Origin of the sequence: Acinetobacter sp. C26M (genome assembly GCF_023702675.1) — a bacterium.
Classification (GTDB): Bacteria; Pseudomonadota; Gammaproteobacteria; order Pseudomonadales; family Moraxellaceae; genus Acinetobacter.
Window position 1 is genome coordinate 3,296,338 of the sequence record NZ_CP098478.1, and the last position, 25,993, is coordinate 3,322,330.

At 41.3% G+C, this 25,993-nt stretch carries 24 protein-coding genes and 1 riboswitch; of the genes, 12 read left to right on the top strand and 12 right to left on the bottom strand.

Going from position 1 to position 25,993, the window contains the following annotated elements; translation table 11 throughout:
• Positions 1-27: 27 nt before the first annotated feature.
• Genes NDN11_RS15080 through NDN11_RS15090 form a run of 3 tightly spaced genes read right to left on the bottom strand, consistent with a single transcriptional unit; the run spans position 28 to position 2,434 of the window.
• Positions 28-540, bottom strand: a complete 513-nt coding sequence (locus NDN11_RS15080; RefSeq protein ID WP_251110099.1) for a DUF1543 domain-containing protein — start codon at positions 538-540, stop codon at positions 28-30.
• Between the two features lie 9 nt (positions 541-549).
• Positions 550-1,794 carry a tryptophan synthase subunit beta gene (gene trpB / locus NDN11_RS15085; protein WP_159414313.1) on the bottom strand — a complete coding sequence of 415 codons (1,245 nt, stop codon included), beginning with the start codon at positions 1,792-1,794 and terminating at the stop codon, positions 550-552.
• Positions 1,775-2,434 carry a phosphoribosylanthranilate isomerase gene (locus tag NDN11_RS15090; RefSeq protein WP_251110100.1) on the bottom strand — a complete coding sequence of 220 codons (660 nt, stop codon included), beginning with the start codon at positions 2,432-2,434 and terminating at the stop codon, positions 1,775-1,777. Before NDN11_RS15090 ends, trpB begins: the two co-directional genes overlap by 20 nt.
• 119 nt (positions 2,435-2,553) lie before the next feature.
• A riboswitch (cobalamin riboswitch) is annotated at positions 2,554-2,767 on the top strand.
• Between the two features lie 37 nt (positions 2,768-2,804).
• On the opposite strand from NDN11_RS15090, the gene NDN11_RS15095 reads away from it, so the two are divergent.
• From NDN11_RS15095 to NDN11_RS15105, 3 genes are all read left to right on the top strand, one after another.
• Complete coding sequence (locus tag NDN11_RS15095; protein ID WP_251110101.1) at positions 2,805-4,628, top strand: TonB-dependent receptor plug domain-containing protein; 1,824 nt, start codon at positions 2,805-2,807, stop codon at positions 4,626-4,628.
• 104 nt (positions 4,629-4,732) lie between these two features.
• The gene (locus NDN11_RS15100; RefSeq protein ID WP_167249881.1) at positions 4,733-5,320 is read left to right on the top strand and encodes a cob(I)yrinic acid a,c-diamide adenosyltransferase; all 588 of its coding nucleotides are present in this window, start codon (positions 4,733-4,735) and stop codon (positions 5,318-5,320) included.
• A gap of 23 nt (positions 5,321-5,343) precedes the next feature.
• Positions 5,344-6,060 (top strand): glycerophosphodiester phosphodiesterase, encoded by a 717-nt coding sequence (locus NDN11_RS15105; protein WP_251110102.1) that lies wholly within the window; start codon positions 5,344-5,346, stop codon positions 6,058-6,060.
• A 33-nt stretch (positions 6,061-6,093) separates the two neighbouring features.
• Here the strand turns inward: NDN11_RS15105 and NDN11_RS15110 are convergent, their stop codons facing one another.
• The gene (locus NDN11_RS15110; protein ID WP_159886515.1) at positions 6,094-6,621 is read right to left on the bottom strand and encodes an META domain-containing protein; all 528 of its coding nucleotides are present in this window, start codon (positions 6,619-6,621) and stop codon (positions 6,094-6,096) included.
• A gap of 211 nt (positions 6,622-6,832) precedes the next feature.
• Between NDN11_RS15110 and NDN11_RS15115 the strand changes: the two genes are divergently transcribed.
• From NDN11_RS15115 to NDN11_RS15125, 3 genes are all read left to right on the top strand, one after another.
• A complete protein-coding gene (locus NDN11_RS15115; protein ID WP_005193015.1) occupies positions 6,833-8,002 on the top strand; it encodes an acyl-CoA desaturase in 1,170 nt (389 codons plus the stop codon).
• A gap of 137 nt (positions 8,003-8,139) precedes the next feature.
• Entirely contained in the window at positions 8,140-9,582 is a 1,443-nt protein-coding gene (locus NDN11_RS15120; RefSeq protein WP_251110103.1) for a protein adenylyltransferase SelO, read from the top strand.
• A gap of 12 nt (positions 9,583-9,594) precedes the next feature.
• Positions 9,595-10,176 carry a L,D-transpeptidase family protein gene (locus NDN11_RS15125; RefSeq protein ID WP_251110104.1) on the top strand — a complete coding sequence of 194 codons (582 nt, stop codon included), beginning with the start codon at positions 9,595-9,597 and terminating at the stop codon, positions 10,174-10,176.
• 471 nt (positions 10,177-10,647) lie between these two features.
• Here the strand turns inward: NDN11_RS15125 and NDN11_RS15130 are convergent, their stop codons facing one another.
• Complete coding sequence (locus NDN11_RS15130; RefSeq protein WP_005193024.1) at positions 10,648-11,334, bottom strand: response regulator; 687 nt, start codon at positions 11,332-11,334, stop codon at positions 10,648-10,650.
• Between the two features lie 45 nt (positions 11,335-11,379).
• A complete protein-coding gene (gene baeS, locus NDN11_RS15135) occupies positions 11,380-13,053 on the bottom strand; it encodes a sensor histidine kinase efflux regulator BaeS (protein WP_251110105.1) in 1,674 nt (557 codons plus the stop codon).
• Positions 13,054-13,184: 131 nt separating this feature from the next.
• Here baeS and NDN11_RS15140 point away from each other — a divergent pair, with 131 nt between their 5' ends.
• The 3 genes from NDN11_RS15140 (at position 13,185) to NDN11_RS15150 (ending at position 17,617) form a co-directional block, all read left to right on the top strand.
• The gene (locus NDN11_RS15140; RefSeq protein ID WP_251110106.1) at positions 13,185-13,559 is read left to right on the top strand and encodes a heavy-metal resistance; all 375 of its coding nucleotides are present in this window, start codon (positions 13,185-13,187) and stop codon (positions 13,557-13,559) included.
• Between the two features lie 311 nt (positions 13,560-13,870).
• Positions 13,871-15,673, top strand: a complete 1,803-nt coding sequence (locus tag NDN11_RS15145; protein ID WP_005193034.1) for an acyl-CoA dehydrogenase C-terminal domain-containing protein — start codon at positions 13,871-13,873, stop codon at positions 15,671-15,673.
• A gap of 162 nt (positions 15,674-15,835) precedes the next feature.
• A complete protein-coding gene (locus NDN11_RS15150; RefSeq protein ID WP_004652441.1) occupies positions 15,836-17,617 on the top strand; it encodes an acyl-CoA dehydrogenase C-terminal domain-containing protein in 1,782 nt (593 codons plus the stop codon).
• Positions 17,618-17,684: 67 nt separating this feature from the next.
• On the opposite strand, the gene NDN11_RS15155 is transcribed toward NDN11_RS15150, so the two are convergent.
• Positions 17,685-18,098, bottom strand: a complete 414-nt coding sequence (locus tag NDN11_RS15155; RefSeq protein WP_251110107.1) for an ADP-ribosylation/crystallin J1 — start codon at positions 18,096-18,098, stop codon at positions 17,685-17,687.
• Positions 18,099-18,271: 173 nt separating this feature from the next.
• On the opposite strand from NDN11_RS15155, the gene NDN11_RS15160 reads away from it, so the two are divergent.
• Positions 18,272-18,769, top strand: a complete 498-nt coding sequence (locus tag NDN11_RS15160) for a phosphate-starvation-inducible protein PsiE (RefSeq protein ID WP_004652444.1) — start codon at positions 18,272-18,274, stop codon at positions 18,767-18,769.
• 41 nt (positions 18,770-18,810) lie between these two features.
• On the opposite strand, the gene NDN11_RS15165 is transcribed toward NDN11_RS15160, so the two are convergent.
• The gene (locus NDN11_RS15165; RefSeq protein ID WP_167249895.1) at positions 18,811-19,182 is read right to left on the bottom strand and encodes an RcnB family protein; all 372 of its coding nucleotides are present in this window, start codon (positions 19,180-19,182) and stop codon (positions 18,811-18,813) included.
• Positions 19,183-19,335: 153 nt separating this feature from the next.
• Complete coding sequence (locus NDN11_RS15170; protein WP_251110108.1) at positions 19,336-19,827, bottom strand: RcnB family protein; 492 nt, start codon at positions 19,825-19,827, stop codon at positions 19,336-19,338.
• Between the two features lie 179 nt (positions 19,828-20,006).
• Between NDN11_RS15170 and NDN11_RS15175 the strand changes: the two genes are divergently transcribed.
• The gene (locus tag NDN11_RS15175; protein WP_004802764.1) at positions 20,007-20,444 is read left to right on the top strand and encodes a hypothetical protein; all 438 of its coding nucleotides are present in this window, start codon (positions 20,007-20,009) and stop codon (positions 20,442-20,444) included.
• Between the two features lie 84 nt (positions 20,445-20,528).
• On the opposite strand, the gene NDN11_RS15180 is transcribed toward NDN11_RS15175, so the two are convergent.
• The 3 genes from NDN11_RS15180 to znuD all read right to left on the bottom strand — a co-directional run bounded on the left by NDN11_RS15180 (position 20,529) and on the right by znuD (position 25,045).
• Positions 20,529-21,341: a hypothetical protein gene (locus NDN11_RS15180; RefSeq protein WP_251110109.1), complete on the bottom strand. Its 813-nt coding sequence runs from the start codon at positions 21,339-21,341 to the stop codon at positions 20,529-20,531.
• A 25-nt stretch (positions 21,342-21,366) separates the two neighbouring features.
• Positions 21,367-22,830 (bottom strand): phospholipase D family protein, encoded by a 1,464-nt coding sequence (locus NDN11_RS15185; RefSeq protein ID WP_251110110.1) that lies wholly within the window; start codon positions 22,828-22,830, stop codon positions 21,367-21,369.
• A 145-nt stretch (positions 22,831-22,975) separates the two neighbouring features.
• Complete coding sequence (gene znuD / locus NDN11_RS15190) at positions 22,976-25,045, bottom strand: zinc piracy TonB-dependent receptor ZnuD (protein ID WP_251110111.1); 2,070 nt, start codon at positions 25,043-25,045, stop codon at positions 22,976-22,978.
• 137 nt (positions 25,046-25,182) lie between these two features.
• On the opposite strand from znuD, the gene NDN11_RS15195 reads away from it, so the two are divergent.
• Positions 25,183-25,953 carry a DUF4184 family protein gene (locus NDN11_RS15195; protein ID WP_251110112.1) on the top strand — a complete coding sequence of 257 codons (771 nt, stop codon included), beginning with the start codon at positions 25,183-25,185 and terminating at the stop codon, positions 25,951-25,953.
• Positions 25,954-25,993 lie beyond the last annotated feature (40 nt).

Sequence of the window (25,993 nt, forward strand, 5' to 3'; positions counted from 1 at the left end):
CTTCCCTATTTTCATTTTTACTACTGATCAATCCAAAGTCAGATAAGTATTTTCCCAAACTGTAGGATTAAACTCACCTTGAACTAAATGAATATAACGCCCCGCAACATGATCAATTGGAATGCAATCATCGACATCCACGACACGATCGGTATGCGGTTTATGCCAATCTTGTTCGATAAATTGTTTACCTAACTGTTTTGCAATCACTGCATCAGGTGCAACGACTAAATGATAGCTATGTAATTCACCAAAAGCGTTAAGTGAATATCCACCTAGATTAATCAAATATAATTTTTCATCCAAAGCCGCCGGTGCGGCATCGGAAAACTGAATTTGATAATTCACACCTTGTGATTGAACACCTGAAATCTGTGCCCAAGCATCTATATGTAAGCCTTTCGATTCACCAAACCAAGCCTGTTTGAGCTGAGGTATGACTTCAGACAATGATTCACCTATTGCCATCACCACATCATGCACTTCAGTATTGGCCTTTGCATGTCGGCCACCCAACATCACCATAAACAAACTTGGCATTTTGAAAACTTACATCTCGACCATTTCAACACCATCAATACGCGCAACCGTCATCAAGTCTTTATCGCCACGACCTGAAACTGTTGCAATAATGATTTGATCTTTCGACATGGTTGGCGCGAGTTTAGTGACATAAGCCATGGCATGTGAGCTTTCAAGCGCAGGAATAATTCCTTCGATTTGAGTGAGATCACGGAAACCTTGTAAAGCTTCATCATCATTGATTGGCACATATTCAACACGGTTCATGTCTTTCAGGAAACTATGCTCAGGCCCAACACCCGGATAGTCTAAACCTGCTGAAATACTATGTGTTTCAATGATTTGCCCTTGTTCATCAGACATTAAGTAAGTACGATTACCATGTAACACGCCCACATGGCCAGCATTTAATGGTGCAGAGTGTTTGCCCGTTTCAATGCCATAACCAGCGGCTTCAACACCGTACATTTTCACGTCTTGATCATTCAAGAATGGATAGAACAAGCCCATCGCATTTGAACCACCACCTACACAAGCCACCAAAGCATCTGGCAAACGCCCCGCTTGTTGTTGGATTTGTTGGCGAGCTTCGCGACCAATAATCGACTGAAAATCACGAACCAGCTGCGGATATGGATGTGGGCCTGCAACAGTACCAATCACATAATAGGTGCTATCCACATTGGTTACCCAGTCACGCATTGCTTCGTTCATGGCATCTTTCAATGTTTTTGAACCACTTTGCACAGGCACCACCGTTGCACCCAACAAACGCATACGATAGACATTCATGGCCTGACGTTTCACGTCTTCAGCGCCCATGTACACCACACATTCCATACCCAAGCGTGCCGCAATCGTTGCTGTCGCCACACCGTGTTGACCAGCACCTGTTTCCGCAATGATACGCTTCTTACCCGATAGCTTTGCCAATAAAGCCTGACCAATGGTGTTATTAACCTTATGCGAACCCGTGTGGTTCAGGTCTTCACGTTTCAGGTAAATTTGCGCACCGCCGAGGTGCTGAGACCATCGTTCAGCATAATAAAGCGGGCTAGGACGACCAACATAGAATGCAAGATCACGGTCAAACTCCGCTAAAAACTGTGCATCATTCTTCATACGACCATAAAGACTCTCGAGGTCTTCAAGTGCAGCCATCAGCGTTTCGGATACAAAACGTCCACCATGAATACCGAAATGCCCTTGAGCATCTGGAAACTGGGTGTAGTCAATCACTTGATTTTTTTGACTAAGGCTTTGCTGATCCACGTTGGACTCCTTGCATAAATTTTTCAATCAGTTGTTGGTCTTTTATACCTTTTGCGGACTCGACGCCTCCGCTGACATCTACAGCAAATGCCGCTGTAGTATCAATAGCTTCACTGACATTTTCAGGGGTTAATCCGCCTGCCAAAATGAGTGGAATTTCAAGTTGCGGGAATTGGGTCCAGTCAAAACTGTGCCCTGTGCCGCCTTTCAGTTCAGGATGCCATGCATCAAGCAAGACGGCACCGGCTCCCGCTGCTTGATAACGCTGGATTTCAGCCACAATATCTAAATCAGGTTTGACTTGAATGGCCTTATACCAACGGCGTTTACAGTGTGCTGCAATTAATTGGCATTGTTCTGGCGTTTCATCGCCATGTAGTTGTAATACATCCAAAGCAACGGAATCAAGCACCGTTTGTATTTGTTCAGCACTGGCATTTACAAATAAACCAACCAGCTGCACATAAGGTGGTACCAGCTTTGCCAAGCTTTGGGCTTGCTCGATACTGACATGACGTGGACTGGGTGGAAAAAATACAAAACCAATCGCATCTGCCCCTGATTCTACAACGGCTTGGATATCTTGTGCTCGGGTAATTCCACAAATCTTGGCGCGAGTTCGTATTTGGCTTTGGCGCATGAGCTGTCCAATTTAAACTGAATATTTTTGAAACTTTCGCATTGTAATCCAATTTGACTTGCTTTGGGCAAAGTTCATTCGGAAATGCAATTGTTTAAAAAACGTTAACACTTTATACTTTGCGTAATCTTGCAACAAGTCTAAAGCAAATTCTTTTGTTTATAGGGAAGTTGGTGTAAGTCCAACACTGCCCTCGCAACGGTAACACCGAATCACTCATCTCAGCTCAAAGCCAAATCACTGCATCGGTATGATGTGGGAAGATGATGAGTAACATCATTTATTTGATGATTATAGTGAAGTCCGGAGACCTGCTTGTTGTTTATTTCCACATTATCATTCACGACGGGTGAATGTCTGGAGCGACATCATGTCTACTGTTTTTCAACCGACTCGTTTAGTTTGTGCTATCGCTATTGCGATGGGGTTTTCTTCACCTGCTTTTGCTCAAGATCAATCAAGCGATAAAACTGCGACGCTAGATACAATTGTTGTGACAGCATCTCGTACTGAACAAAAAATCAGTGAAGTTCCTGCGCGAATCAATATTATTGAACCGAAAATTCTTGAGCAGTCACCAATTGCATCTTTACCACAATTATTACAAACCGATGCTTCTATCAATATGGTACAAAGCGGTGGCTATGGCCAGACAGCTTCTATCTTCCTACGTGGTGGTAATTCAAACCAAACGCTTGTTTTAAGAGACGGTGTCCGCCTGAATTCAGCAACTTCTGGCACAGCCTCTTTACCATTTATTGATACAACTGATATTAAGCAGATCGAAGTATTAAAAGGTCCTGCATCAGTTTTATATGGTACTGATGCAATCTCAGGCGTAGTTCAACTTATTTCTAAAACACCAGAAAAAACCGCTGCATTTGTAACAGGTGAAATAGGTGAAAATAAAACCTATAAATCTGTAGTAGGTGCAGATCTGGCTGAAAATGGTTTCTATGCACAAATTCGTGGGCAACGCCTTGAAACGGATGGGACACCTGTAAAAGAGATAAAAAATGCAGCCGATGCCTCATTTGATCAAAAGGGCTATAGTGCAAAAGTTGGCGTTGATAAAGAGCAATATGCGGCTTCGGTTGATTATAGTGAGAACCAAGGTTCTAGCGATTACGATATCTCAGGCAAATTCGTTTCTCAAGATTTTAAAAATGAAATCATTAACGTCAAAGGACGTTTAAATATTCTTGATAATTTAGCCGTACATGCCCGTTTCTCTCAATTTAAAGATGAATTAGATCAAAATAATTCAATAGATTTTGTGCATAGTAAAACACAAGAATCTGAAATCTATGGTCAATGGGGCTTTACACCAAATCAAAAGCTTCTCGTTGGTGTAACACACCGAAATATTGATGGTGATGTGATTTCCTATGGCACGCCATATCAAGAGGATATTGATTCAACAGGTTATTATATCCAGCACAAATATGATCAAGCAGGATTAAACACCCAAGTTGGTATCCGTGTAGAAGACAATGAAAAATTCGGTACACATACTGTTGCTCAAGGATCTGTTCGTTATCAATTGCTACCTTTAACTAGTATTTATGCAAATATTGGTTCAGCTTTTAAAGCTCCAACACTCAATGATATGTATGCTTATGGCGGTAACCCAAACCTTAAACCAGAAGAAAGTTTGTCTTATGAAATCGGTCTAGACCAAAAACTGGCTTACAATATTTCAACTGGTTTATCTCTCTATACTACAGAAGTAGATAATCTCATTGCTTTTGATGGCGTTCTGAATCAAATGAGTAACGTTGAAAAAGCTAAAATGGAAGGTAGTGAGCTGTATGTGAAATGGCAAGGTGAAAACCTGTTTACTAATTTAAGCTATAACTATGTTCGAGCTAAAGACAAGAAAAATGATGAAGATTTAAGTCGTCGTCCTCGTCAAAATATTGCTTTGACTGCAGGTTGGAGCGATGAACAATATACCTTCTCGACTACAATGCTAGCGAATGGTGATTACGACAACAGTGCTTTTGACAATGTTCAAATCCCTGGACACTTCCGTGTAGACATGCATGGACAATACAAAGTGAATAAAAATGTAGATGTTTTTGCGAACATCCAAAATGTAGGTGATTCAAAATATCGTACCGCTTATGGTAGTGGTAGTTACTACATCAACGGTGGTCGCCTAGCTTCTGCAGGTGTCACATTCCGTTATTAATCGTATGATAAAATAATAAAAAATATTTTCTTAACTCCAGTTTCGGGGTAATGTTCTGACCGACATTATCCCCTTTTTATTTTCAGGATCAGAGAAACAGAACTATGGGACATCGTTTAAGCAAAATCTATACCCGTACAGGTGACTCAGGCACAACTGGCTTAGGGGATGGTTCACGCGTTGCCAAAGATGATTTACGCATCGCAGCATTGGGTGATGTCGATGAACTCAATGCAACCATTGGCGTGCTCCGCGCACAAATCAGTAACAGCCAAATTGAAAATAAAGCCCACTGGGATAAAAGCTTAAGCCTGATTCAGCATTGGTTATTCGATTTAGGTGGCGAAGTGTGTATTCCAAAATATCTTCTACTACAACCTGTATGTATTGATTTCCTTGAAAAAGAAATCGATCACATGAATGAATCACTGCCGATGTTAAAAGATTTCATTTTGCCATCAGGCACTTTAGCTTGTAGTTATGCACATCAAGCCCGTGCAGTCTGCCGTCGTGCAGAACGTGCTTTGTTGTCAGTACATAATCGTGACCAAAATATTCAAGCAACCGCATTACAATTACTGAATCGCTTATCGGACTGGTTGTTCGTTGCTTCACGTGCATTACAACGTGCTGAAGGTGGTAGCGAAGTGCTGTGGCAAAAGAATATTAATGACAGTATCGATCAAGCGTAATTTTTCAATAAAGGCAGAAAAACATGCGAATTATTGGTCATCGTGGTGCACGTGGTGAAGCTCCTGAAAACACTTTGGGTGGTTTTCACTATTTGCATGATTTAGGTGTACGTGCCGTTGAATTTGATGTGCGCCAACTGAAAGATGATCAATTGGTCGTGATTCATGATGATGATTTTGTTCGTACTGCCGGTCGTTCACAACAGGTTGAAAGCTGCAATTTATTAGAAGCTCAGCAATTCGATCATCGCCATCAATGGCAGGCATGGGCATTTGAAGAATACACACCAAGCCTGCCGCATGTTTTGGATTGTTTAACCGATTTTGAGCATATCGAAGTTGAAATTAAGGCCGTTGCAGATGAAGCAGCAGCTGAGCGTTTGGTCTATCAACTGCATCAAGATTTAAAAGGGTTTGAGAAGAGCGCAACCATTACCAGTTTTGATGTCAAAATTTTGGCGGCATTACAACAACATCACAGTTCATTTAAACGTGGGCTATTGGTGGAAATTCCAATTGGTGAATATGCGATCGAACTAGCACAGCAATATGGCTGCAATCAAATTGGTTGGGGAGATGCCTTGGCAACAGATGAAATTATTCAACGGACTCAACAAGCGAATCTTGAGATTAGCGTCTGGACGGTGAATGACGCTGAACGTGCCAAGCACCTTCAGCGATTGGGCATTCAAGGTTTGATTACCGATGTACCCACCACGATGTTGCAACACTTGAAGTAAACAAAAGGCGGAATACATTCCGCCTTTTTTATTCTATTTTTTACGTTGCGCCTGAATAAGACGTTGCCCTTTTGCATCTAATAAATATAAGTTTGCACCATCCAACTGGAAACGCTCAACCCGTTGAATCGAGTCCATCAAGTCAGCTTCTTGTGCTAAAGCACGATTACAGCTTTGATGTTGTGCCATCACATCAAAATCTAGTTTTCGTTGGGTGAAATCGTATTTATAACGACCATAAATATTGTTACACCCAGTATGGCCTGTCACCATTTTTGAAACAGAGTTAAGCAAGAAACTGGGATATTGATTAAAGAACAATGCTCGCTTGCCCTGAATCGTTGTAATCTGCCATTCCACATCCTGAACACCGTCTGTACTCTTACGCACTTGCATTGCTGGTGGCTGAGTTACTCGCTTGGGTTGCAAGGTGTTTTTTTGCACAGGTTTTGGCTGGCTTTGGCACGCTGCAAGCATGACTGCAGCAGAGAATATTAAAGTTTTGTTAAAAAATGCCTTCAAAGAAAAAATGGGATTTTTCATGGTAATTTGCTCAGACATTGATTTATTTCACCTTTTAATTCATTGATTAATTTTACAAATGAATTCTGTTACTGTTCTTTCGATACAACTGTAGAATAATGCTAGTGCTAATTGATTTGGGCATGCTAATATCAGTGATAAAATAGCAATATATCGTCATGATTGGTTTTGCTATCTCGTTTAGTTTTATTATCTTGTGCAAACAAGGTTTTTAGGAGCGCTGACGGATATGACTTCCGCCCCACTCAAAAAAGCACCCATTAACTGGACTGCTAGCATTACCTTAATTGGAACACCAATTCTTGCTGCTATATTAATTCCTTTGTACGCCTATTATTATGATTTTAGTGTAAGTGCATGGGTGAGTATGATTTTCCTATTGGCACTCAGTAGCCTAGGAATTACAGCAGGTTATCACCGTCTATGGGCACATCGTGCTTATGAGGCAGCATTACCGCTTAAAATCTTACTCATGATTGGCGGCACCTTTGCTGTTCAAAACAGTATTTTGTTCTGGGCTTCAGGTCACCGTACCCATCACCGCCATGTCGATGATGTTGATGAAGACCCGTATTCAATCAAACGTGGCTTTTGGTATGCACATTTAGGTTGGATGATTCGCGATCACTCCCCATCTAAACCAGATTTTAAAAATGCACCTGATTTGCTCAATGACAAATTAGTGATGTTCCAACACAACTACTATGTGCCAATGGTGATCGCAGTTCACGTTGGTGTATTAGGCTTGATTGGTTGGGCGACAGGCGATATCTGGGGTGTAATTTTACTCGGTGGTTTATTACGTTTGATCATCAGCCATCATGTCACCTTCTTTATCAACTCACTATGCCATATGTGGGGCAAACGTCCTTATACTGATGAAAATACAGCGCGTGACAACTTCGTGTTAGCTATTTTCACTTGGGGTGAGGGTTATCATAACTACCACCACATTTTCCAATACGATTATCGTAACGGGGTGAAATGGTGGCAATATGATCCAACCAAATGGTTGATTTGGACCAGCTCTAAACTTGGTTTAGCAAAAAATTTACGTCGTATTCCGAGCTTTAATATCAAAAAAGCAGAGCTTGCGATGAAGTTCAAATATGCTGAACGTGACTTGGCAATTTATGGTCATGATGTGAATACTGACATCGTGCAAATGAAACAACGTATCGCACAAGAATATGAAGCTTTCACCCATACTTTAAATGATTGGGCTAAGCTGAAAGAACAAGAGCTTCAAGCGAAGAAAGCAGCGATGGCTGAAAAGATCCATCAAATGGACCATAAACTGAAAGTTGATTTCCAATTGCTTGAACATCGCTTAAGTCACCATCGTGAATGTTTAGAAACCTTGATGCGCAATATCAAAAAAGCGCCTGTTTCTGAATAAGCGATCGATAACTAAAAATGGCCTCAAGAGAGGCCATTTTTTATGCCTGTTCATCTATCTTTCCCCCTCCTTCCGATTCCCCATTTCACACTAATTTTTGCTATAGTCATGATTCAGCTCTCTCTGATGTTTCAGTTATGCAATTCAATTCCCGCTATGCTTCCCTCAATCCTAAGCTCTATCACCAGCAGCAGCCAAGTCCATTGCGTGGTGCTAAAGCAGGTCATTTTAATGAAGCATTGGCTGATGAATTGCAGTGGAGCGAAGAAGATAAAGCCAACTGGGTTGAAATCTGTAGCGGACAAAAAACCTTTGCTGAATTTCCCCCACTCGCCATGGTCTATGCAGGCCATCAGTTTGGGCAATGGGCTGGACAGTTAGGAGATGGCCGCGGTTTGTTGATCGGGCAAATCCTAAATAAACAAGGTGAAACGATTGATCTACATCTCAAAGGTGCAGGTTCAACCCCCTACTCGCGTATGGGTGATGGTCGTGCCGTCCTACGTTCAGTGATTCGTGAATATTTAGCGGGTCATGCATTGAATGCCCTTGGCGTTGCATCAAGTCATGCGGTTGGTTTTACCAGTTCAACTCAGGGCGTACAACGCGAAACCCTAGAGCTGGGTGCAATGTTATTGCGCACATCCGAATGTCATATTCGTTTAGGGCATTTTGAGTGGATCAATCAATACGCCCCTGAGCTTTTGGTTGAATTCACCCAGAAATGTATTGAATGGCATTATCCTGAATGTCTAAAAGCTGAAAATCCAATTCTGGCTTTCGCTGAATCTGTGATTGAGCGAACCGCCATCATGATTGCTAAATGGCAATTGGTCGGTTTTGCACATGGAGTGATGAATACCGATAATCTCAATATTACCGGTTCAACCCTAGATTTTGGTCCATACGGTTTTATGGAACGCTTCCGTCCGAATTGGATTAACAACCACTCAGACTATCAAGGACGCTATACCTATCAAAACCAACCGAGTATTGGTCATTGGAATCTTTGGACATGGCTGAATAACTTAATTCCCCTAGCGACCACAGAGAACAAAGAACAGTTCAAACTCGATCTAGCAGCATGTTTAGAAAAATTTGAACCGACTTTTTTACAACATTATGGTCAAGGTCTATGCCAAAAGATGGGGTTGCCAGAGTTTCATAAAGACAGTCTAGATTGTAGTTTTGCCTTTCTTGGTATTTTACAAACTGAGCAGCTAGATTACACGCAAAGTTTTCTTCGTTTGCAGCAACAGGATTACAAGGCCTTAAGAGATGATTGTATTCATATCCAGCAGTTTGATGACTTCCTAACCCGCTATCAAAATATCCGACAACATCAAGATACTGATGCCTTGGATGAGATCATGCAGCAGGTCAATCCACAGTATATTCTACGTAATCATATGGCACAGAAAGCCATTGAACTTGCGGAGCGTGGTGACTTTAATGAAGTCGATCGTTTGTTTAAGCTATTGAATCAACCTTATCAAAAACAAGCTGATTTAGAAACGGAACAAGATACTGGGCCTTTACCAAGCGATGTAGCTGAAATTTCTGTCAGTTGTTCATCTTAGAAGAAGAAATCTATGAAAATTGGGCTGATGATTGGATGTGCGATTTTAATCCTGTTATTGGGACTGGCTTATTCCCAGTATGGCAAGTTTATCCCAACAATAGGCTCAGCACATCAACCTCTTTCAGCCCATGAAATACAACAGCTTCAAAAAAACAAACCGGTGACTTCAATTGAAGTGTTTAAAAGCCAGCGCATTTTGCAATTGAAACATCAACAGGAAGTCATTCGCAGCTATCCCATGCGTTTAGGCTTTGATCCGATCGGACACAAACAGTTTGAAGGTGATGGTAAAACACCTGAGGGAACTTATTCTATTGATTGGCGGAATCCTCAAAGTGCTTACTATAAGTCTTTGCACATCTCCTATCCGAATAAAGTGGATCGCACCTATGCCCAACAGCAGGGTCAATCCGCTGGTGGTGATGTGATGATTCATGGCACCGTACCAACACGGGCAACATCACTTCCTGCAAGCGCAAGCTATATGCCACGTAAAGACTGGACACTGGGTTGTATTGCGGTGACTAACTCAGATATGGATGAGATATGGCAATTGGTCACGGATCATACGCCCATTATCATTCATCCATAATCAAACAGGCGTTTAAAACCGATTCTGTGGATAGCGGCTTTTATTAAACCGAACAAGGCTTATTCAGGGAATAAGTTCTATAGAGAGAATTGATCTCAATTACGGCGCTGATATCATCACAACCTTTTGTAAAGTAATGTAATATTTTTTAGTAGCGAAGATACCTATTTTTCACTTAACCACATAACAGCAGATAATTTCTACAATAGCTTTGCGAAACTATCCACATTTTCTGTGGATAACGCTGTGGTTATCCACAGGATAAAACTTTTTACAGTACGTCATCCCTTATCATCATCAAGATCCATCTTATTTCAGCTTCTCTATACAAAGGAAAAGAGGCGAACTCATCTGTAGAAACTGTTCCATATTTTCTTGGATATGAGCCGCGTTGAAGCGGCGCAAGGGCGACTATAGCAGTGCAAGACGTTGTAGCAGCGCAAGGCTTATCACAGGATAGCGTAAATCTAGTTACTCATCTGGATATTCAAAGCGATAACCTACCCCATACACCGCCTGAATCCATTCATGACGATTGCCCGTATCTGCCGCTTCTGTGATCTTACGGCGCAGGTTTTTAATATGACTATCAATCACGCGATCGGCAACATCGAAGCTATCAGGGTTAATATGATCAAGTAATTGCGCACGAGAATAAACTTGACCTAAGTGTTCCAAGAACAACTCCAATAAACGAAACTCAGTCGGGGTCAAAGTCAGTGCTTTTTGTTGATACCAAATCCGTTGCTGCGCTTTATCAATACGGAATAAATCATTTTGTTCAGGCTCAGCCTTACGTTCCAAACGGCGTAAAACAGCTTGTACACGAGCAACCAGTTCTTTTGGACTAAATGGCTTACAGATATAGTCATCTGCCCCCATGTTCAAACCTAATACACGGTCAATTTCTTCAGTACGAGCAGTCACCATAATGATCGGTAGATCAGACTGTTCACGGACTTTACGGCAAATGGTCAAACCATCCATACGCGGAACCATCAAGTCCAAAATCATTAAGCTTGGTTTACGTTGCTGAAACTGAGTATAAGCATCTTGACCATCATGAAACATACTGACTTCAAACCCAGCAGCTTCTAAATAGTCACGAACCAACTGTGCGAGTTCAACTTCATCTTCAACCAACATAATATGTTTCATGGTCTTCATCCTATCCATCATCCCCCACCAAAGAGGATTTAAAAGTTACTTAATCTGTTTTGGGAAAGTCAGCACACAACGCAACCCACCTAGAGGTGAATGGTCGAAAGTCAGTGAACCACCTAAAGCTTGTGCCAGTTTACATGATAAAGCTAAGCCTAAACCGGTACCCCCAGTGCTACGTGTACGCGAGTCGTCGACACGATAGAAACGTTCACCTAAACGTGCCAGTTGCTCATCATTCACACCCAATGGACTATCATCAACATACATTATCCATTGTTGCTCATTTTGTTGAGTGTGAATCTGTATTTTTCCACCTTGCTCGGTATATCGAACACAGTTACCCAACAAATTGACAATAATCTGTTTAAAGCGGTCTCTGTCTAAAGATAAGCTAGCCCCTTCCCCTGACAGTGTTACTTCAAGCTGGTTTTGCTCAAAGGTAGACTTAAAGTTTTCAACCTCTTGCAATACTACATCCCAAGAATTAACCGTCGCAAAATAGCATTTCAACTGTTGTGCATCAGCTTGTGCCAAATCGGCTAAATCTTGGGTTAACTTTTTCAAGGTACTCACCTGACGCATCATGGCATCAAGGTGTTCAGGTGTGGCTTTACGAATCCCGTCCTGCATCGCTTCGATCTGTGCCTGCAATACAGCCAACGGTGTTTTTAGTTCATGTGAAGTATCGGATACCCATTGACGGCGTGATTCTTCATGCTGATGTAAAATATCAGCCAAATGATTCAGTTGATTAGATAAATCACCCAGTTCATCATTACGTTTGATCATGACCTGATGCTGATAATTACCATGTGTCAGTTCTAAAGTAGCTTTTAATAAGCGTTGAATCGGCTTCTTAAAATAAGTTGCCATCAACAATGCAGCAACCAGACTTGAAAGTACCGTTAATGCATAGACCAACAGCAAATAACGTTTTTGGTTACTAAAGAAATTGATACTGGATGCATCGTCCTGATCGAGTACAGGTTTTAAACCTAAATAACCAACCACCTTTTCCCCAACCACAATTGGGCGGAACGAAATTTGGTCACTCGCTGGCTCACCTACAATAAACTGCTGGTTTTCATCATATAAAGATAAACGTGAACTTAAACCTAAACGATCAGGAATAGAAACAAAGCGTTTTTTACCATGTTCAACAGGCGCTGTATTAAGTTTGTTTTCTTGTTTATCTTCTTTGCTATCCGTCTTTAAACGAAATTGACGAGGGCTTAAAGGAAAACGTAAGCCTTCGAAAGGCTGATATTCTGAAGGTAAGTTTTGCTTGAGAATTTTTAATTCTTCGTCGTTAAATATCTGCCGATTTTTTACCTCAACACTATTCTGTGCCAAAGTAGGAGAAAGGCTGAGTAAAGTATGGTCATTAAAATAACGTTGCTGTAAGGCAATATCATACTGACGACGTAACCACCACTGCGATAATCGATCATAGTCGTCAGGTGCGGCAGTACCTTCTATTTGCAGAATCTGTGCCTGAATCGCATTACCCCAGTCATGATAAACCGTATAAACATTGCCCAAATTGGCAATTAGACGGTCTAACTTCTGCATTTCCACATCGGCCACATAACGCGCAAAGTTTTTTTGCATGGTCCAATGCAAAACCCCCAAGCTAATCGTTGCGATCAACAAGGTTGTAAGTAATACCGTTAAAAACAGGCGTAAGGCTAAAGGTACGCGACGAACATTCAAAAGCTGAATCTCAATAGTGTTCTATTTATGGATTGTAACCAACATGGTCGAAAAAAACTCTCCATTGTTTCTTCATCTTTATTATCTAATCTTTAACCATCGAATCTCAACTGATCATGCTGGATAAAATAATGAACAAGACAAAAATTGTATTGATGACCACTCTACTCGGTTCTATTTTAGGTTTGGCTGCCTGTCAATCGACAACTCCAGCAGAACAGTCGATGAACCGTGACCACCACCGTCATAATATGCAACGTACACCACTAACACCAGAGCAACGTGCCGAATGGCAAGCTAAACGTGAACAGCGTTTAGAGCAACGTGAACAAATGCGTCAGGAACATCAAGCTCAACGTGCGCAAATCGAACAAGCCTGCCAAGGTAAGCGTATTGGAGAACGTGTGAATGTTCAATGGAATAAGCGTGTAATTGAAGGCACTTGTGAAGTTCGTTTTACCCCAGATAAATCTCAGTTCAAACACCAAGCCAACGCAACAACATAATCAACCTCTTCCTCATCGGCGCTTTCAAAGCGCCTTTTTTTATGGCCAAAGAGCATTCATTTTGAATTACACAGCTGCTTACGATTTTAGATCAGCAGTTTAACTCAAAAGCCTAAAAACCGCCTACAATCTATACGCTTAAGCAGGTTGAACCATAAACTTTGACTTAGCAGTCACTAAGAAATGACCTGCAAAAGCTTGTACCGAACTATAACTTGTTGCACGATTAGCGCTACCAAATGGTGCTCTTGGGCACATCAAACATTGACTAAGATTATAACTCTGGTTTAACCAGTATTGAGGAACCCGCTATGCCACAATACAAAGCACCCTTACGTGATATGCAGTTCGTATTGCACGAATTATTAAATGCTGAAGCACATTACGCGAAACTTCCTGCATTTCAAGACACAGTAAGCCGTGAATTGGTTGATCAATATTTAGAAGCAGCGGCTGATTTCTGCGAAAACGAACTTTCTCCTTTAAACCAAGTGGGTGACCGTGAAGGTTGTACTTGGAATGACGGCGTTGTAACAACACCTACAGGCTTTAAAGAAGCGTATCAAAAATATATCGAACTTGGCTTCCCTTCTCTTTCTGCTGATGAAGAGTTTGGCGGTCAAGCATTACCAAACTCTTTAGGGATTTCTATCTCTGAAATGGTGGGTACTGCAAACTGGTCATGGGGCATGTACCCTGGTCTTTCTCACGGTGCTGTTCGTACTTTAGAACATCACGGTTCTGATGAGCAAAAGAACACTTACTTGCCAAACCTTGTTTCAGGTGTTTGGACAGGGACCATGTGCTTAACTGAATCTCATGCAGGTTCTGACTTAGGTATCATCCGTTCTAAAGCAGAACCAAATGCTGATGGTAGTTACGCAATCTCTGGCGAGAAAATCTTTATCTCTGCTGGTGAACATGACATGGCTGAGAACATCATCCATATCGTACTTGCGCGTTTACCAGGTGCACCAAAAGGCACTAAAGGCATCTCTTTATTCATCGTACCTAAGTTCCACGTCAATGCTGATGGTTCAGTTGGCGAGCGTAATGCAGTACGTTGTGGTTCAATCGAACATAAAATGGGTATCCATGGTAACGCAACTTGTGTCATTAACTTTGACCAAGCAAAAGGTTACTTGATCGGACCTGAAAACCGCGGATTAAACTGCATGTTCACCTTCATGAACACTGCACGTATCGGTACCGCAGTTCAAGGTTTGTCTGCATCTGAATCTTCTTTCCAAGGCGCTTTAGCGTATGCGAAAGATCGTTTGGCAATGCGTTCTCTTTCTGGTCCTAAAGCACCTGAAAAAGAAGCTGATCCAATTATTGTTCACCCAGCTGTTCGTAACATGCTTTTAACGCAAAAATCATTTGCTGAAGGCGGTCGTGCGTTGGTTTACTTATTGGCTCAATATGCAGATATCGTTGAAAAAGGCGAAACTGAAGAAGAACGTAAGTTTGCTGACAACATCTTGTCTTTGTTAACTCCAATTGCAAAAGCATTCTTAACTGAAACTGGTTCTGAATCTGCGAAGCACGGCGTACAAGTGTTCGGTGGCCACGGCTTCATCTCTGAACACGGTATGGAGCAAATCGTACGTGATACACGTATTGCTTGCTTATACGAAGGTACCACTGAGATTCAAGCACTTGACTTGTTAGGTCGTAAAGTCTTGCAAACTCAAGGTGCTATGTTGAAAGACTTCACCAAAATCATTCATAAATTTGTCGAAGCAAACAAAGACAATGCTGCAATGCAAGAGTTCATTGCGCCATTGGCTGCTGCAAACAAAGAATGGGGCGATATCACCATGCAAATCGGCATGCGTGCAATGCAAAACCCAGATGAAGTTGGTGCAGCTGCGGTTGACTACTTATACTTCTCTGGCTATGTAACGCTTGCTTACTTATGGGCACGTATGGCGCTTGTTGCTCAAGAGAAATTAGCAGAAGGTTCAACTGAAGTTGACTTCTACAATGCAAAAGTGACTACTGCTCGCTTCTACTTCAAGAAGATCTTGCCACGTGTTCGCTCACATGTAGACGTACTTTCAACTGGCGTTGCGCCATTGTTTGAACTTGATGCGGAACACTTCGCTTTCTAAACATAGTTTAGAATGAGATGCAACGTTCATCACAGAAAAAGGACTGGTCAGTTTTGACCGTCCTTTTTTTGTTTAATCAATGCTAAATTTACACTATTCAATTTATTTGTTCGTTTTATTTGATCACTTTGCACATGAAACTGTGCGTAGAAGGGAACGATTATGCCAATTTACAATGCTCCTTTAGCAGACATGAAATTCATCTTAAATGATGTATTTAAAGCAGAACAATTTTGGCAGTCTAATGAGAAACTGGCTCATGTAGATGCTGCAACAGCTGAAGCAATTTTAGAAGAAATGGCGAAGTTTGCCCAAAACGTGACACATCCGTTAAACCGTACGGGTGATGAAGAAGGCGCACGTTGGGAAAATGGCGAAGTTTTTACCCCAGCAGGTTTTAAAGAAGCATTCCGTCAATACGCTGATGGCGGTTGGATCGGCTTAGGTGCTGATGAAGAATGGGGCGGTCAGGCAATGCCAAAAATGCTGACTGTACTATCTGATGAAATGTTATTCGCAACCAACCCATCATTCATGCTCTACCCGCTTCTTTCCGTGGGTGCTGGTATGGCCTTAAACAGCTATGCATCACAAGAGCAAAAAGAAACCTATTTACCTAAAATCTACTCTGGCGAATGGTCAGGTACGATGTGCTTAACTGAACCACATGCAGGTACAGATTTAGGCATTATCAAAACTAAAGCTGAACGTAATGAAGACGGTACTTATAACATTACCGGTACTAAAATCTTCATCACCGGTGGTGATAACGACCTAGCTGAAAACATCATTCATCTTGTTCTTGCCAAGACACCTGATGCTCCTGCGGGTTCACGTGGTATCTCGTTATTCATCGTTCCAAAGTTCCTGTTAAATGAAGATGGTTCTTTAGGTGAACGTAACCCTGTAGGCCCTGGTTCAATCGAGCACAAAATGGGGATCAAAGCCTCAGCAACATGTGTGATGAACTTTGATGGTGCTAAAGGCTACCTCGTTGGTAAAGAAAACGAAGGTCTTGCTGCAATGTTCGTAATGATGAACTACGAACGTTTGTCGATGGGTATCCAAGGTCTGGGTGCTTCTGAATTTGCTTATCAAAATGCAGCACAATATGCGACTGACCGTTTGCAAGGCCGTAGCGCAGCAGGCGTCCAATCACCAAACAAACCAGCGGACAGCATTTTAGTTCACGGCGATGTACGTCGTATGTTGTTAAATGTACGTGCGAATAACGAAGCATCACGTGCATTTGCCGTCTATGTCGGTCAACAACTGGACATCACCAAGTTCTCGACCGATGCTGAAGCTGTGAAGCAAGCGAACAACCGTGTTGCATTGTTAACACCAATCGCAAAAGCTTACCTCACTGATACTGCTTTCCAAGCGACTCTAGATGCGCAAATGGTGTTTGGTGGCCACGGTTATATCCGTGAATGGGGTATGGAACAATGTATCCGTGATCTTCGTATTGCTCAAATTTACGAAGGGACCAATGGTGTTCAGTCTCAAGATTTAATTGGTCGTAAAACCATTAAATGTGGCGGTGCATTCATTGCTGAGTACATCACTGAAATCCGTGACTTCGCCAATGATCTAGACACTGATTTGAACTTCATTAAAGATGCAACCTTAGACGCTGCTACTGAAATTGAAGCAATCACGCAGTTCATTATTGAGCAAGCAGCTGAAAATGTTGACTTCCCGAACTCCGCTGCGGTTGATTACTTACATGCAGTAGGCTTACTCAGCTTCGCATATATGTTTGCAAAAATCGCTGCTGCTGCAAAAGACAAGTCTGGTGATTTCTACCAAAACAAAATTGCATTAGCACAATACTTTGTAGACCGTATCTTGCCTGAATTAGATGCACGTTTAGCGAAAATCAAAGCAGGTTCTGATTTGATCATGAACTTCAGCGAAGATTACTTCACCAATCAAGCTTAATTGATTCAGCATGAAAAAAGCGTCTGAATATTCAGGCGCTTTTTTCTTTCAAGCAACAGCGAATAATCTAATATTCAGACGCTCCATCAGGGCTATTTTTAAATAACTCTGGAAGCTGAGCATTTTCATCAAACAGATCTCCTTTAAATATCTTTACGACCTCAATTTGTCCAATAATTTGCTGATTAAATTCATCTAATCGCTCTGCTGGAATCCAAAGTTCCTGACAAAAATCATCTCCAACCACATGTACCTCAAACTGTGCTAAATATGCATCATTGAGTTCAAAACGAGTTACATATCCAACATATCCACTGGCTTGATCTTTGGTATTCCAATCTAGTGCAATTTTTTCTGCATATTTTTGATTCAATACAGGATAAAAAATAGGTTGCCAATACAGTCTTGGAGGAAATTTTTTAAAATGGCTTTTTTCAATGAGCTGATATTCAAACAACCCAATCGGTCGATATAAGTACATATCTTATCCTTATTATTTTATGATGAGAAAGTTGCTTTCATTTCAATCGTCCTTTTATCAACAATTGCAATAAAAAGCTTATCTAGCTAAAAGATAGAAGCATTATTTTGATGCTTATTGTGCATGAAATTTGCTGTATATTCTATCTATTACTCTGCAACATTGTCCTAGCTATGTCTAATTCAAGAGAGAAACTTGAAGGCTTACCTCGTCTACTTGATCGCTTCGGTCATTACGCAGTTGAAGCTTTTCATTATTTAGCCTTATTTATTATCGGCTGTATGATTGCATGGTCAGCCGTACATACCGTGATTGAAATTCTAACGGTAAAACAGTACGCCACTATTGATGACATCTTGCTGCTGTTTATCTATTTAGAATTAGGTGCCATGGTGGGAATTTACTTCAAGACCAATCACATGCCGGTGCGCTTTTTGATTTATGTCGCGATTACTGCACTCACCCGTCTATTGATTGCCGATATTCAGCACAATCATAAAGCCTCTATGGATTTGGTCATTACCACAGGTTCGATCTTGATTTTAGCTGTGGCGATTTTGGTAGTACGATTTGCGTCATGGAACTACCCTTCTGTAATTCGGGGCAAGGATCAAGAACAACAATTGCCTTCCAACAAAACACCTCGACCACAAGATGACGAACTGGCATAAATAAAAAAGCAGGCACATGGCCTGCTTTTTTATTACGTTTGCTATGCAACTCGGAAAACACGATATTTCGAGTCCACCAACACATATTTGCCTTGTACCTGCATCCAGTTATAGCCACGAGGTGGTTCATATAAACGATGGCTACGATAGTTCGAAACGACATAGCGGTTACTGCGGAATTCTGAGGGTAACCGTTCGCCACGCTTGAAGTTAATACGTTGACCATAATGATTACCGCGGTCGCCATTTGACCAGCGTGGCTGTTCACGATGATCGTAACGGTGGTCATAACGATCATAGCGGTTATCGTAGCGATCTCTATGATCATGATTCCAACGATTTGAATCTGCCATAGCTGAGGCAGAAACACCCAACATAAGCGTTGATACAAGTAATACTGCGGTCTTCTTCATTCTTTGATCCTCTGTTTTTCGATCTGAAATCAGATTAAGAAAAACTCAAGGAGAAAGCATGAATAAAACTCGCAACATTGCAAAGCTTTGTAATGAATAGCGAGAAATTATGAAGAGTCCTCTAGAGACTTCATTTTAAAAACCATCAAAAAATCAGCGAATAATCTCAATGGTAAAGTTATCATCAGTCACCAAAAGATAACGTCCATCAACAACAACCCAATGTCTGCCACGTGGTGGTTCACGTAAGGAATAATAGTCCCAGTCTCGAATCACATAGCGCTCGCTTCGGAACTCACCTGGTAATTCATTGCCAACCACAAAAGACTCACGACGATAGCTGCGGTCATATTGTGTGTCTGGATAATATTCGACACGAACACCCGGTCGATGATTCGGATGAGGATAGTAATTATTTTGATTGGGTTGATAGTAGTATCCTTTCGGTGGCGCTGTCGGTGTCGCGCGCTGATTTGAGAACGCAAATGGGTCTTGCGCAGGTGGCTGATAGCCAGGAGTAGTCTGATGATAGGAACGACGCTCTACCCCACTATAACCACTCCAAGCATTGTCCGCATAGCTCATTACTGGGAGATAGCTCAATACAGCCGCCAAGCCATAAATATAAGGTTGAAATTGCTTCATCGTGATCTCCCTAAAAGCAGAGTATCTGTCTATTTTAGAACAAAAAATAAGCACAACTGTTGTAATAATATTTTTTCAGATCAACTGCTGCTTTACAGAGATAAATAGCAACGACCTACAGCTCGACCGAGATATGCTAAAATCATTTTTTTGGTTTTAAGGCAACATCTGTGGCTGAAATGAATTTTGATCGTCTCTATCAATTCTTTTGCAAAGTTCCAAGTGTGCAAGAAGCGCGTATCGTTGCGCATGGTGCAGATGGTCAACATGCATGGTGGTTTAAATTCAATATTGATGTTGAACATCCTTTAGCATGGCAAACAGTTCAAGAGCTTGGACATGTTCTTAATTATTTATCCACCAATGAACGTTTACCGACCCAGTTCTTCCCAGTGTCTCCACCACCCTATATGAATGGTGAGGCTAAAGATTTCTTGGCTTGGGTAATTCAGTGTAATCATCCAGAATTCACTCCAGATGTGGTCTGTGACTGGTTAGAAGCCCGCTTACCAAATCCTGTGGATGATGAGAGTCAGTGGAAAATCAAAACAGATTTAAGCGAACTCGAGCAAATGGCTGATAAGGATTTAGATCAATTAATCCCGCCAAGCCCTTAGTTTTTTTATTGATGATGTAGGTCTTTCAACAAGCTGAATCGCAAATAAACACCCACATTCAGTTTGTTGAACTCACGATCTAAATCACGATAAGTCATAACCCAAATATTCTTGCGGGGATTCTGAATAAGGTAAAATCAGATAATCATTTTTTAAAATCAGATCTTTGATTGCCTTTTGATGAGCGGAGTCTAAAGGATAAATCAAAGCCAAATCCTGAATTAAATCTTCAATTTTTTCTGCTTTAAACTCTTGGGTTTTAACCCATCCTAATAACGCAGCTCCAAGTCCGATAAATTCAAAGCCATAGTGCTGTATCTGCTGAATAATGGCGAAGTTTTCGAAGGGATCAAAATCACAGGAAAAATAACCATTCGGCATCATCGCCAGTTTCAATGCTTCTGTTTCCACAGCAGCCACTTTAACCATTATTTCAGTATTACGAGAGATCAATAGCTGTTGATTGAAATAAATTAGTGCCTCTAGATCACTCTGATCATAGTGCTGCATTTTTTCAGCCAGGCTTGCAAAGCTTCTCTGATAATCTAGATGACTCAGCTGTTGAACATAATGCTGCAGCCTTAAAGGTGTGACAATATTACTTTCAATCAGTTGGCTTTCTCGGCTGCCAATATCTTCGATTCCTGCAAAATATTGGCTGTCGTCAAAATAAAGCTGATCCCCCAATTGAGCATGCATAGAGGTGTATTCTGCTTGTGACCTATCATCTAGAACTAGAAACACTTTCTTTGGTTTAACATCTTGTTTTAGAGCTAAATAACTCTCTAAGAGTTCTGCCCAACTTTGGATTTCAACAATATCTGCATAATGATTAAATTGATGTACATCTAAATCAATCTGCTCATCCTGTCTGATATTCAGTTTAATTTTCGCCATTGTGTAGAACTCTATTTATGCTGCATTAAAAGGTGGATAATCCCGACCATTCCATAAAACGATAGATCCAGTATTTTACTTTTGATTCATCAGCATATTTTGCATAATCCACCGTGATTTGACGGCCATTTGCGTTTGTCCATGCTGCATCAAAGTACTGTCCTGCATCTTTAAACACGGGTGCTTGTGCTGCACCAATCACGCGCATGTCGGTTTCAAGATTATAATTTTTTAGATTACGCGCAGTTAAGTTGGCAGAACCAAGAACGATCTCCGCTTGCTGGGCATTAGATTTAAGCAATATTTTGCTATGGCATTGCTCTCCACGGGTATCACACCAACGGATTGGAATGCCTACCGCATTCAGTTCCGAAGCCACTTGGCGATTGGGAATACCATTCTTTTGGCGACCGAAAGCATCTTTATTCGGGTCAAGCATAATACGAATATTGACACCACGTTGCTTGGCTTGTTTCAAGGCTTCAATGATATTACGCTCCGATAAATAGAACATCGCCATATCTAAATGCTCTTTGCTCTTCGCAGTCTGAATCATTTTCAGCACAGCATCGTAAATGGCTTTTTCAGTCAGCACTTGTACTTGTGGCAATGTTTTATCTTCAGCTAGCCCGCCCATAATCACAAATGGGCTCGAACCTTTTGACATATTGGCAACGGCTTGTTCAGTTTGCAACACATCAATCGCTGTTGGCCCATCTACCACCAAAGCCACATTGCTATGATGCGAACTACCATCGTGTGGATTTGCCGAAGTCACCAGACTTTTCCAGCCGTCAACCGTATCAACTACCAAGGTTTTACGGTGATTGGCTTTGAAATTGAATAATTCTAGATAACTGCGCAAGGTAATTTTATCATTGCCAAATGGGCTACTTAACCAACCACCTTCAGGATTATTGCCCAAGTTTTGACAGCAGATATACCAAAAACCTGACCACAGTGGATTCGAGGCACGCAATGGTTTTAAATCAGTTTCGATGACATCCACACCCGCTTGGCGTAGTTGTAGATAATGCTTTGGAGTCAACCCACCATAAACCGAATTAATCGGATCAGTAATCACCACAACTTCGACATTTGGATGCAAACGGCGCTTCACAATTAAGGCATCGGTCAGTTCTTGCATTAAAGGAAACTGTTTGACTGTCGACTTACCCACTTCCTGATTAAATAGGAACATATCCAGCACAATGGTACTCTGTGCCTGATCAATCAACTGGAAGACTTCTTTGAAAATATGCTGATCAACTTGTTGTTGACCTTGCGCATCGATATAGGTCTGATCGGCTAAAAATTTCACATTGGCATGACGTAGTTGCCCAGTAAAATCCAGACCTTTCGGAAGTGGTTTTACTGTGTGATAGATTGCCGAAGCAATGTATCCAATCGCAAAAATACACAATATAACTGCCATGTAACGTCGACCTGACCAGTTTAATTTTCGATGGATTCGTTGGAAGATACGCATATAAACAAAAAAAGCCCTAGCCGAATAAAAATCACCCCAGCCCTCTTTATCAAAGAGGGGGAACTTTATGTAGGCTAGAGCTTATACTTTGATTTTTCAATGCTAATTTAGTGATCATTTAAAAAATCAAAAATTAAATTTTCACTTAGAAGTTAAAATTCACCCCAACCGTGAAATTACGTCCCACTTGTGGAATCGTTGATAAGAACGATGCATGTTGGTACACCTGATCATCGAGCAAGTTATTGGCATTTAGATAAACACGGTAATCAGTAGCCTTACTATATTTACCTGTGTATGCCACACCTAAATTCAGCATGTTATAGCTTTGGGTATTAGTCTCATAAGCAGCGATCTTGTCTTGCTGGAACACGTGATAGTATTCAGCTGAACCGCTAAAGCCATCACCAAAATCAGCATTTACTTTTGTTCCTAAGCGTCCAGCAGGTACACGTGGCGCATTTTCATTGTCGATTTTGCCACGCACATAGTCACCAAATACACCGACTTTGTACATGTCCGAGATCTGATAACCCGCCTCTGCTTCAGCACCGTAGAAGCGTGCTTGATCTTGGGTATATTTCACCAAACGGAAATCTTTATAACGATCTAAAGTTTGAGCATAGATATAGTCGTCAAACCAGTTGTGATAGACATGCACATGGTAGTCAAACTTGTTATTGTCATAATGGAAACCAAGTTCCACATTATTGGATTTCTCTTTCTTCAACTGATCATCACCTAACTCATAAGTGTTGGTCGCGAAATGTCCACCATTTGCATATAGTTCTTGTGCTAATGGTAAACGTTCCTGATGAGAGGTTACGAAAGAAAGTTTATAGTTCGGTGCAAACTCCCAATTGGCCGCACCAGAAACAGAAAAGGCTGAACCGTCGAAATCTTTTTTAGTTGAATCTTCAATATCAATTTTTTGTTGGTCTGCACGTGCTGCCAGCTCGACATGCACATCATTAAACTGTGCATGTTCTAAGGCAAAAATACTCCACTTCTTCGTAGTATTTGGTGCTAAGAAAGCTTCCTCACCCGTGAGTTCTAATTTTTGTTGACCATATTGGGTTCCAATCACCCCTTCCAAAGGACCCAATGGATTATGTACCAACTCTAGACGCCCATCATAACCTTTGTTTTTAAAGCGAGTGGCGATGGTATCTTCTTCAATTTCATCATGTTTATAATCGGTATAACTGGCTTGAGCACGTAACTTTTTAAATCCTGCAAAGGGATCATTCAATTCTGTACGCACATCATAACGCTCAGATTTCAGATCAATCCAAGGACCTGCCTCATGTGCATGATCGTGGTCGTGATCGTCATGCCCATGATCATCTCCATCTCCATCTCCATGATCATGCTCACCACAATGCAAACTTAGACCATGTAAATGGCAGCTCTCATATTCATGGCTATGTCCCGGCAGACCATATTTATCTTGGCGATTGCTATATGAAATTCCTGTAAAACCGCGATCATAAATCCAAGACAAACCGACATTTACCGTTTCACCTTTGGCAAAGGTATTACCGACACGACGCTCTTTCTCACCTTCGTGCACATAGTTCGGCGCGATATAGTCATTGGCTTCACGATTTAAGCCTTCAACACGCAAGGCCACTTGATCACCAAGAGCGACCGTTACCCCAGCCGTTGCCAGCTTTTCATCACTGCCCGTGTTGTAACGTAAACCCACATTACCTTCATAGCCATTTTCAGGCATTTTGGTTGGAATCTTACTATCCGTTACATTCACCAAACCACCGACCGTTCCTGCACCAAACAATAAAGTCGATGGTCCACGAATTACTTCAACCTGTTGTGCTAAAGCAGGATCTACAGTCACTGCATGGTCAGGAGATAAAGTTGATACATCAATATTTTCAGAGGAGTTTTGCAAAACTTTTACACGTGGACCATCTTGACCACGAATCACAGGGCGGCTTGAACCTGCACCAAATTGATTGGAATAGATCCCAGGTTCACTACTCAATGCCTCACCAATGGTGACAGCTCCCTGTTGTAAGCGTTTTTGATCCACTACGGTATCGGCAACCGCAAAATCTTTCGATGTTTGCTCTAATGGATGTGCTTTAATTCGTATTGTCTCTAAACTTGTCACTTGCTCATTTTCTGCTGCAAACGTAGATACAGATACAACAGCTAAAATAGATAAGGTCAAAATATTCTGTGGAAATGACATATCGTGTCTCGAATCAGTCGATCGTTATTTTTGTTATATTATAACATTTCATTTATTTTGCAATAAAAAACAGTGCAACAACGAACATTTGCTACACTACTTCTTCATGATTCAATGAATGGTCGTTTTTCAACGATATGCCTTTTACACTTTCCCATGCCGTCCTCGCTCCACCTTTATCCAAATTAAGTCAGGGGCATTTGCCTGTCGCAGCCTTGGCAATTGGATGTATGACCCCCGATCTCTATCGATTATTTACCCAAGAAAATATCGCTTTAACCCACCAGTGGTCAGGCATCTTATTTCCAAATCTACCCATTGGATTATTCTTTTGCCTCTTATGGTATTTAATCTATCGTCCTGTGACCTATCGCTGTCTTGAAATCAGACACCCTTTAAATATTCACTCACTGGATGATTTCATTTCTTTCAGCTTTCTGAGTTGTCTGGCACTTATACTGGGGATCAGCACACATTTGATCTGGGATGGACTCACCCATCTCGATTTTCGAACTTTTGCTTTTAAAGAGATTCTGGCTCAGAACATTTCATTGTTGGGTTTTAGTTATCCATTACATTTTGTCTTGCAGATTGGCTCTTCCGTTATTGCTTTGCCGTTCCTAATTAAAATGTGCTGGCATTATTATAAGACCCATCAACATCCAGATCCCGTTCCAGCTAAACTCAAAGGGTTTGCACTACTCAGTGTCATCCTGTCCATCTCATATGGGCTGTTCTCAGTTTTAGACTACAACCAACATATCAGTACTGATCTTTGGAACAGTGAACGCTATTTTTTTATTGGTAAATCGATCAATGAGTTTACACAAGCTGGCTTAACGGTCTTTACTGTGGCTTGTCTATTATTCTTATTTTTAGATCGTAAACACCATCTAAAATCATTTTAACAAAAAGCGTCTGTTTAAAATTCGCTTGAAAACATTAAGA

What these genes read in the sequence shown, in the direction of transcription:
- NDN11_RS15080 (WP_251110099.1), bottom strand. Translation starts at nt 540, where the DNA reads ATGCCAAGTTTGTTTATGGTGATGTTGGGTGGCCGACATGCAAAGGCC.
- NDN11_RS15090 (WP_251110100.1), bottom strand. Translation starts at nt 2,434, where the DNA reads ATGCGCCAAAGCCAAATACGAACTCGCGCCAAGATTTGTGGAATTACC.
- NDN11_RS15095 (WP_251110101.1), top strand. Translation starts at nt 2,805, where the DNA reads ATGTCTACTGTTTTTCAACCGACTCGTTTAGTTTGTGCTATCGCTATT.
- NDN11_RS15100 (WP_167249881.1), top strand. Translation starts at nt 4,733, where the DNA reads ATGGGACATCGTTTAAGCAAAATCTATACCCGTACAGGTGACTCAGGC.
- NDN11_RS15105 (WP_251110102.1), top strand. Translation starts at nt 5,344, where the DNA reads ATGCGAATTATTGGTCATCGTGGTGCACGTGGTGAAGCTCCTGAAAAC.
- NDN11_RS15110 (WP_159886515.1), bottom strand. Translation starts at nt 6,621, where the DNA reads ATGTCTGAGCAAATTACCATGAAAAATCCCATTTTTTCTTTGAAGGCA.
- NDN11_RS15115 (WP_005193015.1), top strand. Translation starts at nt 6,833, where the DNA reads ATGACTTCCGCCCCACTCAAAAAAGCACCCATTAACTGGACTGCTAGC.
- NDN11_RS15120 (WP_251110103.1), top strand. Translation starts at nt 8,140, where the DNA reads ATGCAATTCAATTCCCGCTATGCTTCCCTCAATCCTAAGCTCTATCAC.
- NDN11_RS15125 (WP_251110104.1), top strand. Translation starts at nt 9,595, where the DNA reads ATGAAAATTGGGCTGATGATTGGATGTGCGATTTTAATCCTGTTATTG.
- NDN11_RS15130 (WP_005193024.1), bottom strand. Translation starts at nt 11,334, where the DNA reads ATGAAACATATTATGTTGGTTGAAGATGAAGTTGAACTCGCACAGTTG.
- NDN11_RS15140 (WP_251110106.1), top strand. Translation starts at nt 13,185, where the DNA reads ATGAACAAGACAAAAATTGTATTGATGACCACTCTACTCGGTTCTATT.
- NDN11_RS15145 (WP_005193034.1), top strand. Translation starts at nt 13,871, where the DNA reads ATGCCACAATACAAAGCACCCTTACGTGATATGCAGTTCGTATTGCAC.
- NDN11_RS15150 (WP_004652441.1), top strand. Translation starts at nt 15,836, where the DNA reads ATGCCAATTTACAATGCTCCTTTAGCAGACATGAAATTCATCTTAAAT.
- NDN11_RS15155 (WP_251110107.1), bottom strand. Translation starts at nt 18,098, where the DNA reads ATGTACTTATATCGACCGATTGGGTTGTTTGAATATCAGCTCATTGAA.
- NDN11_RS15160 (WP_004652444.1), top strand. Translation starts at nt 18,272, where the DNA reads ATGTCTAATTCAAGAGAGAAACTTGAAGGCTTACCTCGTCTACTTGAT.
- NDN11_RS15165 (WP_167249895.1), bottom strand. Translation starts at nt 19,182, where the DNA reads ATGAAGAAGACCGCAGTATTACTTGTATCAACGCTTATGTTGGGTGTT.
- NDN11_RS15170 (WP_251110108.1), bottom strand. Translation starts at nt 19,827, where the DNA reads ATGAAGCAATTTCAACCTTATATTTATGGCTTGGCGGCTGTATTGAGC.
- NDN11_RS15175 (WP_004802764.1), top strand. Translation starts at nt 20,007, where the DNA reads ATGAATTTTGATCGTCTCTATCAATTCTTTTGCAAAGTTCCAAGTGTG.
- NDN11_RS15180 (WP_251110109.1), bottom strand. Translation starts at nt 21,341, where the DNA reads ATGGCGAAAATTAAACTGAATATCAGACAGGATGAGCAGATTGATTTA.
- NDN11_RS15185 (WP_251110110.1), bottom strand. Translation starts at nt 22,830, where the DNA reads ATGCGTATCTTCCAACGAATCCATCGAAAATTAAACTGGTCAGGTCGA.
- znuD (WP_251110111.1), bottom strand. Translation starts at nt 25,045, where the DNA reads ATGTCATTTCCACAGAATATTTTGACCTTATCTATTTTAGCTGTTGTA.
- NDN11_RS15195 (WP_251110112.1), top strand. Translation starts at nt 25,183, where the DNA reads ATGCCTTTTACACTTTCCCATGCCGTCCTCGCTCCACCTTTATCCAAA.